The organism is Janthinobacterium sp. 13 (genome assembly GCF_002749695.1).
Lineage (GTDB): Bacteria > Pseudomonadota > Gammaproteobacteria > Burkholderiales > Burkholderiaceae_D > Janthinobacterium > Janthinobacterium kumbetense.
This window is the reverse complement of the sequence record NZ_PEEQ01000001.1, coordinates 2,604,049-2,619,448: the sequence shown is the minus strand read 5'-3', so window position 1 is coordinate 2,619,448 and position 15,400 is coordinate 2,604,049. Positions and strand designations below refer to the sequence as shown.

12 protein-coding genes and 1 pseudogene are annotated in these 15,400 nt (G+C 61.8%); 11 read left to right on the top strand and 2 right to left on the bottom strand.

All coding sequences use genetic code 11. From position 1 onward, the window contains the following. The first annotated feature begins 178 nt into the window (after positions 1–178). The 5 genes from CLU94_RS11510 (at position 179) to CLU94_RS11490 (ending at position 6,163) form a co-directional block, all read left to right on the top strand. Positions 179–850: a c-type cytochrome gene (locus CLU94_RS11510; RefSeq protein WP_077398855.1), complete on the top strand. Its 672-nt coding sequence runs from the start codon at positions 179–181 to the stop codon at positions 848–850. A gap of 184 nt (positions 851–1,034) precedes the next feature. Then, positions 1,035–3,131 carry a cytochrome c biogenesis protein ResB gene (locus CLU94_RS11505; RefSeq protein WP_099665733.1) on the top strand — a complete coding sequence of 699 codons (2,097 nt, stop codon included), beginning with the start codon at positions 1,035–1,037 and terminating at the stop codon, positions 3,129–3,131. 49 nt (positions 3,132–3,180) lie between these two features. Continuing rightward, entirely contained in the window at positions 3,181–4,332 is a 1,152-nt protein-coding gene (ccsB, locus tag CLU94_RS11500; protein WP_034753239.1) for a c-type cytochrome biogenesis protein CcsB, read from the top strand. A 190-nt stretch (positions 4,333–4,522) separates the two neighbouring features. Next, positions 4,523–5,500, top strand: coding sequence for a protein-methionine-sulfoxide reductase catalytic subunit MsrP (gene msrP / locus CLU94_RS11495; RefSeq protein ID WP_099665732.1), 978 nt, complete (start codon positions 4,523–4,525; stop codon positions 5,498–5,500). A 9-nt stretch (positions 5,501–5,509) separates the two neighbouring features. Further along, complete coding sequence (locus tag CLU94_RS11490; protein WP_099665731.1) at positions 5,510–6,163, top strand: sulfite oxidase heme-binding subunit YedZ; 654 nt, start codon at positions 5,510–5,512, stop codon at positions 6,161–6,163. Here the strand turns inward: CLU94_RS11490 and lptM are convergent. Then, the gene (lptM, locus tag CLU94_RS28010; RefSeq protein ID WP_143451401.1) at positions 6,160–6,342 is read right to left on the bottom strand and encodes an LPS translocon maturation chaperone LptM; all 183 of its coding nucleotides are present in this window, start codon (positions 6,340–6,342) and stop codon (positions 6,160–6,162) included. The genes CLU94_RS11490 and lptM overlap by 4 nt on opposite strands. Before the next feature lie 40 nt (positions 6,343–6,382). On the opposite strand from lptM, the gene cyaY reads away from it, so the two are divergent. Further along, positions 6,383–6,712, top strand: coding sequence for an iron donor protein CyaY (gene cyaY, locus CLU94_RS11485; RefSeq protein WP_099665730.1), 330 nt, complete (start codon positions 6,383–6,385; stop codon positions 6,710–6,712). Positions 6,713–6,778: 66 nt separating this feature from the next. On the opposite strand, the gene CLU94_RS11480 is transcribed toward cyaY, so the two are convergent. Next, a complete protein-coding gene (locus tag CLU94_RS11480) occupies positions 6,779–9,124 on the bottom strand; it encodes a penicillin-binding protein 1A (RefSeq protein ID WP_077398866.1) in 2,346 nt (781 codons plus the stop codon). Positions 9,125–9,425: 301 nt separating this feature from the next. Here CLU94_RS11480 and pilM point away from each other — a divergent pair, with 301 nt between their 5' ends. The 5 genes and pseudogenes from pilM (at position 9,426) to CLU94_RS11455 (ending at position 15,391) form a co-directional block, all read left to right on the top strand. After that, positions 9,426–10,058 (top strand): pilus assembly protein PilM, encoded by a 633-nt coding sequence (pilM, locus tag CLU94_RS11475; RefSeq protein ID WP_180278642.1) that lies wholly within the window; start codon positions 9,426–9,428, stop codon positions 10,056–10,058. Beyond that, positions 10,055–10,603 (top strand): PilN domain-containing protein, encoded by a 549-nt coding sequence (locus CLU94_RS11470; protein WP_099665728.1) that lies wholly within the window; start codon positions 10,055–10,057, stop codon positions 10,601–10,603. Before pilM ends, CLU94_RS11470 begins: the two co-directional genes overlap by 4 nt. A gap of 15 nt (positions 10,604–10,618) precedes the next feature. Next, complete coding sequence (locus tag CLU94_RS11465) at positions 10,619–11,650, top strand: pilus assembly protein PilP (protein ID WP_099665727.1); 1,032 nt, start codon at positions 10,619–10,621, stop codon at positions 11,648–11,650. Positions 11,651–11,742: 92 nt separating this feature from the next. After that, positions 11,743–13,068, top strand: a pseudogene (locus CLU94_RS11460) (type IV pilus secretin PilQ); the annotation flags it as partial. A gap of 112 nt (positions 13,069–13,180) precedes the next feature. Beyond that, complete coding sequence (locus CLU94_RS11455) at positions 13,181–15,391, top strand: Ig-like domain-containing protein (RefSeq protein WP_180278641.1); 2,211 nt, start codon at positions 13,181–13,183, stop codon at positions 15,389–15,391. Positions 15,392–15,400 lie beyond the last annotated feature (9 nt).

Here is a 15,400-nt window from a genome sequence, read left to right as displayed (position 1 = left end):
TAAAGCAACAAAAGGGAGCGATAAGGGAGCGATAACGCCAAGAAGCTATTGTACAATAAGGGGTTGTTTATTGTTGCCGGCGTAGCAGCGATGCGGCTTGCGGCCCTGAAAATAAAGCAAAAATCCACAGGGCGCGGCAATGTCCACCACTAATTTCTCACTGTCTCAGGGTGCCTGAATGAATCGTGCGTTTTCACCGTTTATCAAATCCATGCTGCTCGCATTGCTGGCTGTATCGGCAACTGCCTCCGCGGTCGAAGCAGCGAAACCGGCCGTCAAGGCCGACGCCGCCAAGGGCGCCACCCTGTACGCCGATGGCGATGCGGCGCGCGGCTTGCCTGCCTGCGTCTCCTGCCATGGCGCGGCCGGCAATTCGACCATCACGGTCAATCCGAAACTGGCCGGTCAGCACGAAAGCTATATCTACAAGCAATTGGTCGACTTCACCACGCCGGAACGCAGCCAGCCCGTCATGACGACGTACGCGAAGATGCTCAGCGACGCCGACAAGAAGAATATCGCCGCCTACCTGGGCGCGCAGCTGTCCAAACCGGGCGCCGCGAAAAACAAGGATACGATCGACCTGGGCAAGAAAATCTACCGTGGTGGCATTGCTTCCAAGCAAGTTGCCGCCTGCGCCAGCTGTCATGGCGCGACGGGCAATGGCATTCCCGTCCAGTACCCGCGCATCGCCGGCCAGCACCAGGATTACACGGTGGCCCAGCTGACCATGTTCCGCAGCACCAAGGCTGATGCCCGCAAGAACAGCGCGCAAATGCACACCATCGCCGCCCGCATGTCGGATGACGAGATCGCCGCCGTTGCCGATTACATCGCGGGCCTGAAGTAAGTTTTCATCGTGGCAAGAGATTGCCAGGCGCACCAGCGCGCATGAACGAGGGCGGCCGTCTCAACAGGCTGCCCTTTTTTATGGCAGGGGCCAAACAGGAGTATGCTGCCGCCTTGCGCGGAGAAACTATCAGCTCCATGCCACATTTTCTTGAAGATTGCATATCCCGTATGAGTATCCACGTATGAGCACAGGCACGACCGGAATCGAGTTAAAGACCCAACGCCGCAGCCTGGCTGAATTCGTCGAGCTGGTCTCGTCGATGCGCTTTGCCATCAGCCTGCTGACCCTGATCGCCGTCGCGTCCATCATCGGCACCGTGCTCAAGCAAAACGAGCCCATGCCCAATTATGTCAACCAGTTCGGGCCGTTCTGGTTCACCGTTTTCGACAAGCTGAGCCTGTATTCCGTGTATTCGGCCTGGTGGTTCCTCGTGATCATGGGTTTCCTCGTCGCCTCGACCTCGCTGTGCATCGTGCGCAATGCGCCGAAGATGCTCAAGGACATGCGCAGCTGGCGCGACAATGTGCGCGAGCAATCCCTGCGCAATTTCCACCACAAGCTGGAATGGCAGGCGCCGCTGCCGCGCGCCGTGCTGGCGCAGCAGATGGTGATGCGCCTGAAAGACGCCGGCTACCGTGCCAAGGTGGTCGAGAAGGACAACGCCACTTTGGTGGCGGCCAAGCGGGGCGCCGCCAATAAATGGGGCTATATCTTTGCCCACGGCGCCATCGTCATCATCTGCGTGGGCGGCTTGCTCGACTCGGAAATGCCGATCCGCGTACAGCAATGGTTCTTTGGCAAGACGCCGTTTGCCGGCAGCGGCGTGATCGCCGACATTCCGGCCCAGCACCGCCTGAGCCTGTCGAACCCCACGTTCCGCGGCAATACCATGATCCCGGAAGGCTCGTCGAGCAACACGGCCATCATTCCCCAGGCCGATGGCGTGCTGATCCAGGATTTGCCGATCACGATCTTGTTGAAGAAATTCCACATCGATTTCTACAGCACGGGCATGCCGAAGCTGTTTGCCAGCGACGTCGTCGTCACCGACCATGCGACGGGGGAAAGTTTCCCAGCAACCATCAAAGTCAACCAGCCGCTGCTGTACAAGGGCCTGGCCCTGTACCAGTCCAGCTTTGAGGATGGCGGCAGCAAGCTCAAGTTGACGGGTTATCCGATGACGGGCAAGACGACGAAACGCTTCGATATCGGCGGCGAAGTGGGCGGCAGCACGCCGCTCGAGCGCAGCGATGGCAATTCCTACACGGTGGAATGGTCGGGTTTCCGTCCCTTCAACGTGGAAAACCTCAGCGCCGGCCAGGATGTGCGCGCCGTCAACAAGGCGGAAAGTTTTAACGATAAATTCGCTGTCGGCCTGGACAAACGCCTCGGTTCGGCCGCGAAGAACGCGAACAACAAGGATCTCAAGAACGTGGGCCCCTCGGTGCAATACAAATTGCGCGACAAGACGGGCCAGGCGCGCGAGTACCAGAACTATATGCAGCCGGTCGCCGTGGATGGCACGACGGTGTTCCTGGCCGGCATGCGCGTCAACCCCAGCGATCCGTTCAGCTATCTGCGCATTCCCGCCGATGACAATTACAGCGTGAACGAATGGATGCGCTTGCGTGCCGCGCTGCAAGATCCCGCGCTGCGCCAGCAAGCCGCCACGCGCTATGCGGCGCGCGCCATGCCGCAGGCGGGCGCGGAAGCCTTGCGCAGCCAGTTGCAGGAATCGGCGGCGAAGAGCCTGGGCATCTTTGCCGGCAATGGGCAAGAGGGCGGTTTCCTCGCCATTTCGCGTTTCTTGGAGAAAATTCCTGCCGCCGAGCAAGAAAAAGCGGCCGATATCTTCATGAAAATCTTGAATGGCAGCCTGTGGGACTTGTGGCAGGCGGCGCGCGCCCAGGATGGCTTGAAGGCCATCGAGGCCGATGACAAGCACGGCCGCTTCCTGCAGCTGGCCACGAATGCGCTGTCCGACAGCTTCTTCTATGGCGCGCCCGTGTATCTGCAACTCGACGACTTTACGGAAATCAAGGCGTCCGTGCTGCAAGTGACGCGGTCGCCAGGCAAGAGCGTCGTCTACCTCGGTTGCCTGTTCCTCGTGATCGGCGTATTTTCCATGTTTTATATCCGCGAGCGTCGCCTGTGGGTGTGGATCAAGGATGGCGAGGGCGGCAGCGAGGCCTTGATGGCCATGAGCACGCAACGCAAGACCCTGGATTTTGAAAAAGAATTTGAGAACTTGAAGGCAAAGCTGCCGCAATCGGCGTAAGCTGCGCTGTGTCCGGGACGCTCGCGCGTCGCCGGGAATGGAGAAAATGATGGAATTGGCAAACAAGCAAATATATACGCAGGAACCAGGATTTTTCAAGCGCCTGAGCCTGATCGATTGGCTGTACGGCGCCGGCTTGCTGGCAGCCTCCCTGTTCGGCCTGATGCGTTTTGGCGCCTTCATGGATATCTATGAAAAAGCCATCTTGCTGGCCGCGGCGCCCACGTTCGCGTGGCTGGGCTGGTACTGGAAGCCCGTGCGCTGGCTGATCCCCGTGGCAGCCGTGCTGTCGCTGTTCGCCATCGAGCTGTACGCGGGCCACCTGGAGATGGCGAACCAGAAATTCTTCCTGAAGTACATCTTGTCGAGCCAGTCCGCCATCTTGTGGATGGGCACCCTGTTCGTGCTGTCGACCCTGTTCTACTGGATCGGCCTGGTGGCGCGCTCGGAATTCGGCTCGTCCGTCGGCTCCCTGCTGTGCTGGGCCGGCGTCGTGCTGGGCCTGACGGGCATGCTGGTGCGCTGGTACGAGTCTTACCTGATCGGCGCCGACGTGGGCCACATTCCCGTGTCGAACCTGTATGAAGTGTTCATCCTGTTTTCCCTGATCACGGCCATGTTCTACCTGTACTACGAGCAGCATTACGCGACGCGCCAGCTGGGCGCCTTCGTCATGCTGGTCATTTCGGCGGCCGTCGTATTCCTGATGTGGTACACGGTCACGCGCGACGCGGCCGAAATCCAGCCGCTGGTGCCGGCCCTGCAAAGCTGGTGGATGAAGATCCACGTGCCTGCCAATTTCATCGGCTACGGTACCTTCGCCCTGTCGGCCATGGTTGCTGCGGCCTACCTGCTCAAATCGAGCGGCTACCTGGTCGACCGCCTGCCATCGCTGGAAGTCCTCGACGACGTGATGTACAAGGCCATTTCCGTGGGCTTCGCTTTCTTCACGGTAGCGACCATCCTGGGCGCCCTGTGGGCGGCCGAAGCATGGGGCGGCTACTGGTCGTGGGACCCGAAAGAAACGTGGGCGCTGATCGTCTGGCTCAACTATGCAGCCTGGCTGCACATGCGCCTGATGACAGGCTTGCGCGGCCGCGTCGCCTCGTGGTGGGCGCTGGTGGGTTTGCTGGTGACGACGTTTGCCTTCCTGGGCGTGAACATGTTCCTTTCCGGCCTCCATTCTTACGGGAAATTGTAAAAGTGCCCGAGAAAAAGCCCATGGCGGCGTTGCCTTGCCTAGTCGTACTATGCGTACTGCCTGCGGCAAGGCGCCTTGCCCTGAACTTTTTTCGGACACTTTAGTAACGATTTTTTCATGACAGAAGCGTCATGAACGGCCCGGGAAAACTGGTGTAAGGTACAAATAATCACCTTTTCCCGGAGCCGCCATGTTGATCAAGCGCAGTCCCAACGGCATTGAGTTGCCGTATTCTTCCGAAATCACGCCGCGCGCCGTGTTCGAATCGCGCCGCAGTTTCATCAAGCAAGTGGCGCTGGGCACGATGTCCAGCGCGGCCTTGCTGGAAATGGCCAGCCGCGAAGCCTTCGCGCAAGGCACCAATCCCAAGCTGGCTGCCAAACTGAATCCCGCCTATTCGGCGCTGGAAAAGCAGACGGCCTATAAAGACGCCACCAGCTACAACAATTTCTACGAATTTGGCACGGACAAGAGCGATCCGGCGCAAAACGCGGGCACCCTGCGCCCGCGTCCGTGGACGGTCAGCATCGAAGGCGAAGTCAAGAAACCCATGACCCTGGACCTCGATGCGTTGCTGAAGCTGGCGCCGCTGGAAGAGCGCGTCTACCGGCTGCGCTGCGTGGAAGGCTGGTCGATGGTCATCCCGTGGGTCGGTTACTCCTTCTCGGAAATCATCAAGAAAGTCGAGCCGACGGGCAATGCCAAGTACGTGGAATTCATCACCCTGGCCGACAAGAAACAGATGCCGGGCGTGGGCAGCCGCGTGCTGCAATGGCCGTATACGGAAGGTTTGCGCATCGATGAAGCGAACCATCCGCTGGCGCTGCTGACCCTGGGCATGTATGGCGAAACCTTGCCGAACCAGAATGGCGCGCCCGTGCGCATGGTATTGCCGTGGAAATATGGTTTCAAGTCTGCCAAATCCATCGTCAAGATCCGTTTCGTCAAGGAACAGCCGCGCACGTCCTGGAACCTGTCGGCGCCGTCCGAATACGGTTTTTACTCGAATGTGAACCCGAACGTCGATCATCCGCGCTGGTCGCAGGCTTCCGAGCGGCGCATCGGCGAAGACGGTTTTCTCACGCGCAAGCGCAAGACCCTGATGTTCAATGGCTACAACGATGTCGCTTCCTTGTACGCGGGCATGGACCTGAAGAAGTTCTTTTAAGGAAAGACCATGGCCCTCAACCCCACGCCGAGACAATTGTCGCTATTCAAAAGCCTGATCTTCTTGCTGGCGCTGCTGCCGTTTGCCCGCATGGTCTGGCTGACGTACACGGGGCAACTGGTGGAGCCGCTGGAATTCATCACGCGCGGCACGGGCGACTGGACCCTGTATTTCCTGTGCATCAGCCTGGCGGTCACGCCCTTGCGGCGCTTCACGCAATGGAATTGGCTGATCAAGCTGCGGCGCATGCTGGGCTTGTTCGCGTTTTTCTACGCGGCATTGCACTTCACCACCTTTTTATGGTTCGATCACTTTTTTGATGTGCAGGAAATGTGGAAGGATGTACTCAAGCGGCCGTTCATCACCGTGGGTTTCATCGCTTTCGTACTGCTGATTCCGCTGGCCGTGACGAGCACGAACGGCATGGTGAAACGCCTGGGGGGCAAGCGCTGGCAGTGGCTGCACCGCTTGATCTACATCATCGCGCCGCTGGGCATCCTGCACTTCTGGTGGATGAAGGCGGGCAAGCACAATTTCGCGCAACCGATACTGTTCGGCTCCATCGTCGCGCTACTGCTGCTAATTCGCGTGTATTTCGCCTGGAGCAAGCGAGAAAAGAGCGCCAGGGCGGCCAAGGCAGCCACCCCGGTGCGTGCCGTTTAGGCGGCTGGCACGATGACCGGTGGCGGCGGCACGGGTGCCGGTTCGACCGGGCCTTTTGCCGGCGCACCCTTGGCCGCTGGCGGCTTGGGCAGGTACAGGGGGCCGGGCTGGCCGCAGCCGGCCAGGACGCTAGAAACCACAATGGCGGTGCCGATATAAAACGCTGAGGATGACTTCACGATTAGAATCACGGTTTGATTAAGATCTTTGGAGTGTAGCATGAGCGAATCGGAATTCCTGGCCCTGGCCGAAGCCACCCTGACCCAGATCGAGGCGGCGCTGGACCGGCTGAACGATGAAGACGTGCTCGACGTCGAATGCAGCCGCAGCGGCAATGTGCTGGAAATCGAATTCATCGATAACGGCACGAAAATCATCGTCAACAGCCAGGCCCCCATGCGCGAGATGTGGGTGGCGGCCCGTTCCGGCGGTTTCCACTACAAGCGCGTGGACGACGAATGGCGCAACACGCGCGACGGCTCGGAACTGTTTGCGGCCCTGTCGGCCATGGCCAGCGAGCAGGCAGGCACGGCAGTCGTATTGAAGTAATTGTCTTAGCCGTGCGTCATAAAAAAGGGCAGACTCTTCAGTCTGCCCTTTTTGCATCAAACGATCTTAAAACAGTTCGTTCTTGACGGCTTCTTTCGCTTTCTCTTCCTCCGGCGTGCCGCGCGCCGCGCCTTCCAGGCTGCCTACGCCCGTGCCCGGCGGATTTTCCGCATAGTAATATTCGTCGCCCACGTGGATCAGGCCTTCCGGCACGGCGCGTTCCTCGACGGGAATGCTTTTCAGGGCTTTCGCCATGTAGCTGATCCAGATCGGCAAGGCCAGGCCGCCGCCCGTTTCCCGGTTGCCCAGGTTGCGGGGCTGGTCGTAGCCGATCCAGGCGATGCCCACCAGCTTGGCCTGGTAGCCGGCGAACCAGGCGTCGATGGAATCGTTGGTCGTGCCCGTCTTGCCGGCCAGGTCGGGGCGCTTCAAGGCCATGGCCTTGTTGGCCGTGCCGAAGCGCACGACGTCGTTGAGCATGCTGTTCATCATGAAGGCATTGCGCTCGTCGATGACGCGGTTGGCTTCCTCGCCCGCCAGGTCCGGCTTGGCTTGCGACAAGACATTGCCGTCGCTATCGGTCACCTTGGCGATCAGGTACGGGTTGATCTTGTAGCCGCCATTGGCGAACACGGCATACGCGCCCGCCATCTGCAGCGGCGTCACGTTGCCGGCGCCCAGGGCCAGGGTCAGGTAGGGCGGGTTCTTGTCCGCGTCAAAGCCGAAGCGCGTCGCGTATTCCTGGCCATATTTGGCGCCGATCTTGTGCAGGATACGGATGGAAATCATGTTCTTCGATTTCATCAAGCCCTTGCGCATGGTCATCGGGCCATCGTATTTGCTGTCGTAGTTCTTCGGTTCCCATGCCTGGCCGCCCGTCTGGCCCGCGTCGAACGAAATCGGCGCATCGTTGATGATGGTGGCCGGCGACAGGCCCCGTTCCAGCGATGCGGAATAGATGAAGGGCTTGAAGGCCGAACCGGGCTGGCGCCACGCCTGCGTGACGTGGTTGAACTTGTTGCGGTTGTAATCGAAGCCGCCCACCATGGCGCGGATGGCGCCGTCCGTGGTGCTGGCCGAGACGAACGCCGATTGCACTTCCGGCATCTGCGTCAAGACCCAGGTGTTGCCTTCCTGCATGACGCGGATCACGGCGCCGCGCTTGATGCGGCGGTTCGGCGCCGCTTTTTCCGACAGCCAGGCCGCGCCGAACGTCAGGCCGGGGCCGGTAATCGTGATTTCCTCGCCGGCCGAGGTGACGGCCTGCAACGATTTGGGCGACGCTTGCAGCACCATGGCGGCGATGATGTCGTCGCTGTCCGGATGGTCGGCCAGTTCCGTCTCGATCGCGTCATCGGCTTCGGCCTTGGTTTTTGGAATCTCGATATACGCTTCCGGGCCGCGGTAGCCGTGGCGTTTCTCGTAATCCATCACGCCCTTGCGCAAGGCGATGTAGGCGGCGTCCTGGTCGGCCTTGGTGATGGTGGTGTAGACGTTCAGGCCGCGCGTATAGGTATCTTCCTTGAATTGCTCGTAGACCAGCTGGCGCGCCATTTCCGACACGTATTCCGCATGCACGCCGAAGGCGCTGCTGTCGGTTTTCACTTTCAGCTCTTCATTTTTCGCTTCTTCGTACTGCGCCGGCGTGATGTAGCCCAGCTGGGCCATGCGTTGCAGAATGTATTGCTGGCGCATGCGCGCGCGTTTCGGATTGACGACGGGGTTGTAGGCCGACGGCGCCTTCGGCAAGCCGGCCAGCATGGCCGCTTCCGCCACGGTGAGATCCTGGATGTTCTTGCCGAAATAGATTTGCGCGGCCGAGGCGAAGCCGTAGGCGCGCTGTCCCAGATAAATCTGGTTCATATATACCTCGAGGATCTGGTCCTTGCTGAGGTTTTTCTCGATCTTCCAGGCCAGCAAGACTTCATACGCCTTGCGTTTCAGGGTCTGTTCGCTGGACAGGAAGAAATTGCGCGCCACCTGCTGCGTGATGGTCGACGCGCCTTGCTTGGCGCCGCCCGTCAGGTTGTGCAGGGCCGCACGCGTGATGCCCAGGTAATCGACGCCGCCATGTTCATAGAAGCGGTCATCCTCGATGGCCAGCACGGCTTTCTTCATGACATCGGGAATATCCTTGATGTGCACCATGTTGCGCCGTTCCTCGCCGAATTCGCCGATCAGCACACTGTCGGACGTGAACACGCGCAGCGGCATCTTTGGCTTGTAATCGGTCAAGGTATCGAGCGCCGGCAGGTTCGGATACGCCATGGCCAGGCCAAAGACCACCAGCAAGACGCCGACGATGCCCAGGCCCAGCAGCGATACCAGGGCCATCAGCAGGAAACGTTTGGGTTTGCTGCCCTTGGTGGGCGGCTTCGAGCCAGCGGGGCCAGCGGATTTTGAAGATGTCATGCGTCGTATGTCTTTCGGTTAATTATGCCGGCCAATTATAAGCGAGCTTGCCGGGGTGGCAGCGCGCCGTGGCGCTTGCCGGGGGAGAGTGTTGAAACTTGCCGATACTCTATATAAGCGTGTATTGGCCCGCTGGCAACCAGGATTTGGTAACAATTATTCTGCGCCAGATCACGGCTTGGCCAGATAGGCGTCGCGCGCCGCAGACTCCGGCCTGAAATCCATTTACAAGCCGGCGCCGCCGGGACTAGGCTGTCGGATGGCAGGAACTCTCCCACGCTGACGTTTCTCTATGAAAAACATGTCCATCAGCAATTTTCTTGGCATCGGCTTGCTGGGCGTCGACATCGCGGACGATGCCGTGCGCGTGGTCGAGTTGAGGCGCCGGCGGGGAAGACTGTCGTGCCGGCATTGCGGCGCCGCCGCGCTGACGCCCGGCGTGATACTGGAAGGCAATGTCGAGGACACGGAGGGCCTGGCCGATGCCTTGCGCCAGGCCCACCGCGACAGTGGCAGCGCCTGCACGCGGGTGGCGCTGGCCATGCCGGCCACGGCCCTGATCACGCATGCGATCCGCCTGCCCGCCGGATTGCCGGAGGAACAGCTGGAAATCCTCGTGGAACTGGAAGCGGCCCAATACATGCCGTTTGCGCTGGAAGACGCCAGCCTGGATTTTTTCATTCTCGGCCCCGCGCCGCCGCTGGCTGGCGCAACAGGCAAGGAGGTCGACGTGCTGCTGGTGGCGGCGCGGCGCGCCAGCGTGCAGCGCCGTCTCGATGCGGCCACGGCGGCGGGCTTGCAGGCCGTCGTCATGGATAGCGAGGCAATGGCCATGCAGGCGGCGCTTGCGCAGGGTGGCTGGCAAGCCCTGCCCGACGGTGGCGTGGCCTACCAGCTGGCCTGGGGCCTGGCTCTGCACCGGTACGCCCGATGACGGTCCGGGCGCAAGTGCAGCGCATCAACCTGTTGCCGTATCGCCCCGCGGCACGGCGCAGGCGTATTCAGTTGCTGCTGTGGCAACTGGCGGGCGGGGCGCTGCTGGGACTGCTGCTGGCCCTGGCGACGGGCGCCTGGCTGCGGTACCAGCTCGACGCGCAACTGCGCCGCCAGGAGGGTTGGCGCAGTGCTATGCAGCAAGTCGATGCCGTGCTTGTCGTTGGCCAACGGGTGCAGGGCGAGACGGCCGCGCTGCTGCTGCGCCAGCAAGCCATGGGCAGTTTGCAACAGCAACGCAATGCCTGGGTGCGCATGCTGGACGCGCTGGCGCGGGCGATGCCGGCTGGCGTAGCCTTGCACAGTGTGCGCCAGGAAACAGCGATGGTGCGCTTGCAGGGGCAGGCTGCGTCGCAGGACAAGGTCGCGGCATTGCTGCTGGGGCTAGAACAGGCGGCGCCCTGGTCCCGCCCGGAATTGGTGGAAGTGCGCGGCGCGGCCGATGGCGCCGTGGAATGGACGGTACGGCTGGCTTTGGCACCCTAGTCCTGGAGGTTGATCATGCTGAGCTTGAAGATCGCGTCGCTGTGGCCGCTACCCGCGCGCCTCGCTTGCGCCGCCCTGGCCGCGACGCTGGCGGCAGCCCTGCTGCACCTTGCGTGGCTGGATGGACTGTTTGCGGCCATGCAGGCGGGGCAAGGCGAGGAGGTCCGCTTGCGCGCCGCGTATCTGTCGGCGCAAGCCAGGGCGCAGCAGTTGCCGCATTGGCGCGCACAGCAGCGCCAGGCCGGCGCCGAGCTGGCCTTGCTGGAACAGCAACTGCCCGACCAGCAGGCGATGGCGCTGCTGTTGACGCAGATCAATGCCGCAGGCCAGTCGCGCGGGCTGCAATTTTCCCTGTTCAAGCCTAGCGCGGCCCAGCCGCAAGCGCCGTATGTCGCCTTGCCGATCGCCATACAGTTGCGCGGCGGCTACCACGCCATGGGCGCGCTGCTGGCGGACCTGGCACGCTTGCCGCGCATCGTCACGGTACATGGGCTGGCCTTGACCCTCGGCAAGGATCGCTTGCTGACCCTCGATGCCGTGCTGCACGCGTATCGCTTGCCCGCAGCGGGGGAGCGGGCCCCGCAAGAGGCCTTGGCGTCCAAGGCGGGCGCAGCCGCTGCGGCATGGCGTCCGCTTGCCGTTGTCGCGCCGCAGCCGTACGCGGCTGCCGCCCTGGGCGATCCTTTTGGCGCCTTGCCGTTGGCCGGCGCGCCGGGGCAACGGGGCGCCGTGGCGGGGCCCGACCCGCGGCGCGTGCGCGAACCGCTGGAAAGCGTGGCTTTGCCGGCCATCAGCATGGTCGGCAGCGTGCAACAGGACGGGCGCCTGAGCGCGCTGCTGCTGGCGGGCCAGCGCGTGTACCGCGTGGCGGTGGGCCAGTATCTGGGGCTAGACCACGGCGTGGTGACGGGCATCAGTGAACAGGCGCTGCAGTACCGTGAACTGCTGCGCGAGGCGGATGGTCCCTGGCGCGAGCGGCGCGGCAGCCTGGCCTTGCAGGCGGCGGGGGCGGCTGCGAAGGCCAGCCTGCCCGAGGCGGTGCCATGAGGCCGCGCCGCATGCTGCTGGCCGCCATGCTGTGTCTGCACGCCAGCAGCCTTGCCCAGGAAGCCGTGGTGCACGTGTCGGCGCCGCGTTTGTATGCCGGCGAGAAAATCTCCGTCGACTTCCAGAACGTGGGCGTGCGCGCGGCCCTGCATATCCTGGCCGATGCGTCGGGGCAAAATATCGTCGCCAGCGACAGCGTGTCGGGCAACGTGACCTTGCGTCTGCGCGACTTGCCGTGGGACCAGGCGCTCGACGTGTTGCTGCAGGCGAAAGGGCTGGACATGCGGCGCAATGGCAACGTGCTGTGGATCGCGCCGCGTGAGGAAATGCTGGCGCGCGAAAAGCTGGAGCTCGAAACGCGCGCGCAGATCGCGGAACTGGAACCCTTGCAGTCAGCCATCTTCCAGCTCAATTACCAGAAGGCCGAAGCGTTCCGCACGGTGTTCGCCCTGGACGCGGGAGAAGGGCGCAGCCGCCTGCTGTCGCGCCGTGGCAGCGTGCTGATCGAGCCGCGCACGAATCAGCTGTTCGTCACCGACGTGCCGGCGCGCCTGGAGCAGATCCGTCAACTGATCGCCAAGACAGATATTGCCACGCGGCAGGTGATGATCGAGGCGCGCATCGTCGAGGCGAATGACAGTTTCAGCCGCAACCTGGGCGCGCGCCTGGGTTTTACGGACCAGCGCCTGGCGGCGGGCCAGGTGCCCGGATTTTCCCTGGGCGGCAGCGGGCGCCGCGCGGCCATCGGCGGCAGTTACCAGGGCGTGGGCGAGGCGACGGGGCAAACGGTGGCCGGCGCCGGCGCCTTCGTGCCGAACACGCAATTTGTCAACTTGCCGGCCGCCAGTATCAATGGCTTGCAGCCGGCCAGTTTCGCCCTGAGCCTGTTTTCGGCGGCCGCCAACCGTTTTCTGAACCTGGAATTGTCCGCGCTGGAAGCGGACGGCAGGGGCAAGATCATTTCCAGCCCCCGCGTGGTGACGGCCGACAAGGTGCTGGCGCTGATCGAACAGGGCATCGAGCTGCCGTACCAGGTGGCCACCAGCAGCGGCGCCACGTCGATCACCTTCCGCAAGGCGAATCTGCGCCTGGAAGTGACGCCGCAGATCACGCCGGACGGCAACGTGGTGCTGGAAGTGGACGTCAACAAGGATAGCGTGGGCCAGGAAACCCGCTCCGGCTTCGCCATCGACACCAAGCACGTGCGCACGCAAGTGATGGTGGAAGACGGCGGCACGGTGGTGCTGGGCGGCATTTATCAGCAATCCGAGCGGGGCACGGACAGCAAGGTGCCGCTGCTGGGCGACATCCCCGTACTTGGTGTTTTTTTCCGCAGCACGGGCCGCAGTCAAGAAAAAACCGAACTGATGGTGTTTATTACGCCGAAAATAGTGGCAGATCGGCCAGCAACACGTTAATGTCACATCTTTACGTTTAAGTAACAATGCAAACGAAAGCGGACTGATGGCGACTATGCGGAATGTATCTTGGAGCAACACTTATTGGAGTCGGGTATCGAATTGGCTGGTCTTGCTGGCGCTGGGCGCCTTGCTGGCCGCCTGTGGCGGCGGTGGCGGTGATCCGACCATCGATGGCGGCAGCAGTGGCGGCACGACGGGCGGCGTGGCCGCGACGGTCACGGTAAGCCTGTTGAACGCCGCTGGCCAGCCCAGCAATGCATTGAGCAGCACGACGCCGCTGACGGCCAAGGCGCTCGTCAACGATAAAAATGGCGTTCCTGTCAGCAATGTCGTGGTCACGTTTTCAGCCGATGCCACGCTGGTATCGTTGTCGTCAACCAACGGCACGGCGCTGACCGACGCCAAGGGCTATGCCAGCATCACCGTCTCGGCCTTGAATGCGTCGGTCACCGGTGCCGGCAAGCTGACGGCCACTGTCGCGGCGGGCACCGCCACGGTAAGCGGCGAGGCGAGCTATGACATCAAGGCGGCCCAGGCATCGGGCGCCAAAATGACGCTATCGCTGCTTAACGGCGGCAGCGCCAGTAACGCGCTGTCGAGCGCCGCGCCGCTGACGGCCAAGGCGTTGGTGACCGATTTGAACGGAAAACCGATCAGCGACGTGTTGGTGGCATTCTCGACTGACAATACCATGGCAGTGATGTCACCATCGGTAGGGACGGCACTGACCGATGCGACAGGTACGGCCAGCGTAACGCTGCGTCCTTTCAGTCTGTCGGCCAGCGGCGCCGCCACGTTGCGGGCGACCACGACGGCCAATGGTGCCGTTGCCAGCAGCCAGATCAATTATGTGCTGGGAGCCACCGACCTGAGTGCGGAGAACCTGCGGTTTTCGCCCGCAAGCATCCCGGCCTATGGCACCACCAACGTCACGGTTGATGTCATGGCTGGCAGCAGCCTGTACACGGGATCAGGCCAGACGGTAAATTTCAGTTCGACTTGCGTGCAGGCCGGCAAGGCCAGCGTGACCAGTGGCGTGCCTGTCGTCAATGGCAAGGCCACAGCTGTTTTCCGCGACCTGGGTTGCAATGACTACGATATGGTCAATGCCACAGTCGCGGGTAGCGCTTCCATGTATCACGGGACGCTGCCGATCGGCCGCGTTGCGCCGGCATCGGTACAATTTTCCAGCGTCAGTCCGGTAGGTAAATCGATCGTGATTCAAGGGCAGGGCGGCATAGCGCGCACGGAAATGGCTACGCTCACTTTCCGCGTATTCGATACTTTCAACAAACCGCTGGTCGGCCAGGAAGTGACGTTTTCGTTGTTGAACGGCCCTGGCATGACGCTCAATAAAGTGAAAGACACCACGGATGCCAATGGTGACGTCATCACCACCGTGAGTTCCGGCACCACCCCGACCACCTTCCGCGTCAAGGCCAGCCTGGCCTCTGGCATTTCCACCTTGTCCGATTCCATCCTGGTAACGACGGGTTTGCCTGTGCAAACGGCGTTTTCGCTCAGCTCCGTCAAGTCCAGCGTGGAAGGCTGGTCGTATGATAGCCCCGTAGGCACCCCTGCCACGATCGTCACTATCTTGCTGGCAGACCAAGCGGGCAACCCTGTTCCTGACGGCACGCCGGTGGCATTTCAGAGCAATTTGGGCGCCATCGGCTCGTCCAGCATGGGCGGCTGCACCACCATGAACGGCGGCTGCTCGGTCGACTTCCGCAGCCAGAACCCGCGTGTGGCCACCAATCCACCTGTCACGCCCTGCAATGATGTCAGCAATGGCGGCACGGCCGACAGCCTGTGGCCCGGTCTTGCCACCATCTGCGCCAGCACTTCGGACGGCAGCAAGACGTTGTTCGCGAAGATCGCCATCTTCCTGAGCGGCAGCCGTCCCGAAAATGTCACGCTGTTCGATCAGTCGGCCCAGGTCAGCCTGGATCGCAGCACCTATGATCTTGGGAGCGTTTCAGCCGCTGCAGTGCGTCAATTCAGCTTGAGATTCAGCGATTTGCATCAAAACCCCATGCCCTCCGGGACCACGGTCGCGATCACGAATATGATCAATGGCGTTGGATCCATCACTCCGGACAGCATACAAAATATCTATCCGCACAACACGCTTGGCGTGGATGACCGTACCGGAGGCAACATTCAAGGTAACCAGGGAGGCCGGCATGCCGTTACAATTAACAGCCTGACGCCGACAAATTGTGTAGCGAATGTGGTCAGCACGTTTAATGTAACAGTGACGACGCCGCTGGGTAACGCCACCAGTTACCCGTTTAGACTGACATTCTCCTGTCCTTGACGTAAGGGG

Coding starts and splice junctions, on each gene's coding strand:
- pilM (WP_180278642.1), top strand. CDS start 9,426: ATGTCCATCAGCAATTTTCTTGGCATCGGCTTGCTGGGCGTCGACATC.
- CLU94_RS11465 (WP_099665727.1), top strand. CDS start 10,619: ATGCTGAGCTTGAAGATCGCGTCGCTGTGGCCGCTACCCGCGCGCCTC.
- msrP (WP_099665732.1), top strand. CDS start 4,523: ATGTTGATCAAGCGCAGTCCCAACGGCATTGAGTTGCCGTATTCTTCC.
- CLU94_RS11490 (WP_099665731.1), top strand. CDS start 5,510: ATGGCCCTCAACCCCACGCCGAGACAATTGTCGCTATTCAAAAGCCTG.
- CLU94_RS11480 (WP_077398866.1), bottom strand. CDS start 9,124: ATGACATCTTCAAAATCCGCTGGCCCCGCTGGCTCGAAGCCGCCCACC.
- ccsB (WP_034753239.1), top strand. CDS start 3,181: ATGGAATTGGCAAACAAGCAAATATATACGCAGGAACCAGGATTTTTC.
- CLU94_RS11470 (WP_099665728.1), top strand. CDS start 10,055: ATGACGGTCCGGGCGCAAGTGCAGCGCATCAACCTGTTGCCGTATCGC.
- cyaY (WP_099665730.1), top strand. CDS start 6,383: ATGAGCGAATCGGAATTCCTGGCCCTGGCCGAAGCCACCCTGACCCAG.
- CLU94_RS11510 (WP_077398855.1), top strand. CDS start 179: ATGAATCGTGCGTTTTCACCGTTTATCAAATCCATGCTGCTCGCATTG.
- CLU94_RS11505 (WP_099665733.1), top strand. CDS start 1,035: ATGAGCACAGGCACGACCGGAATCGAGTTAAAGACCCAACGCCGCAGC.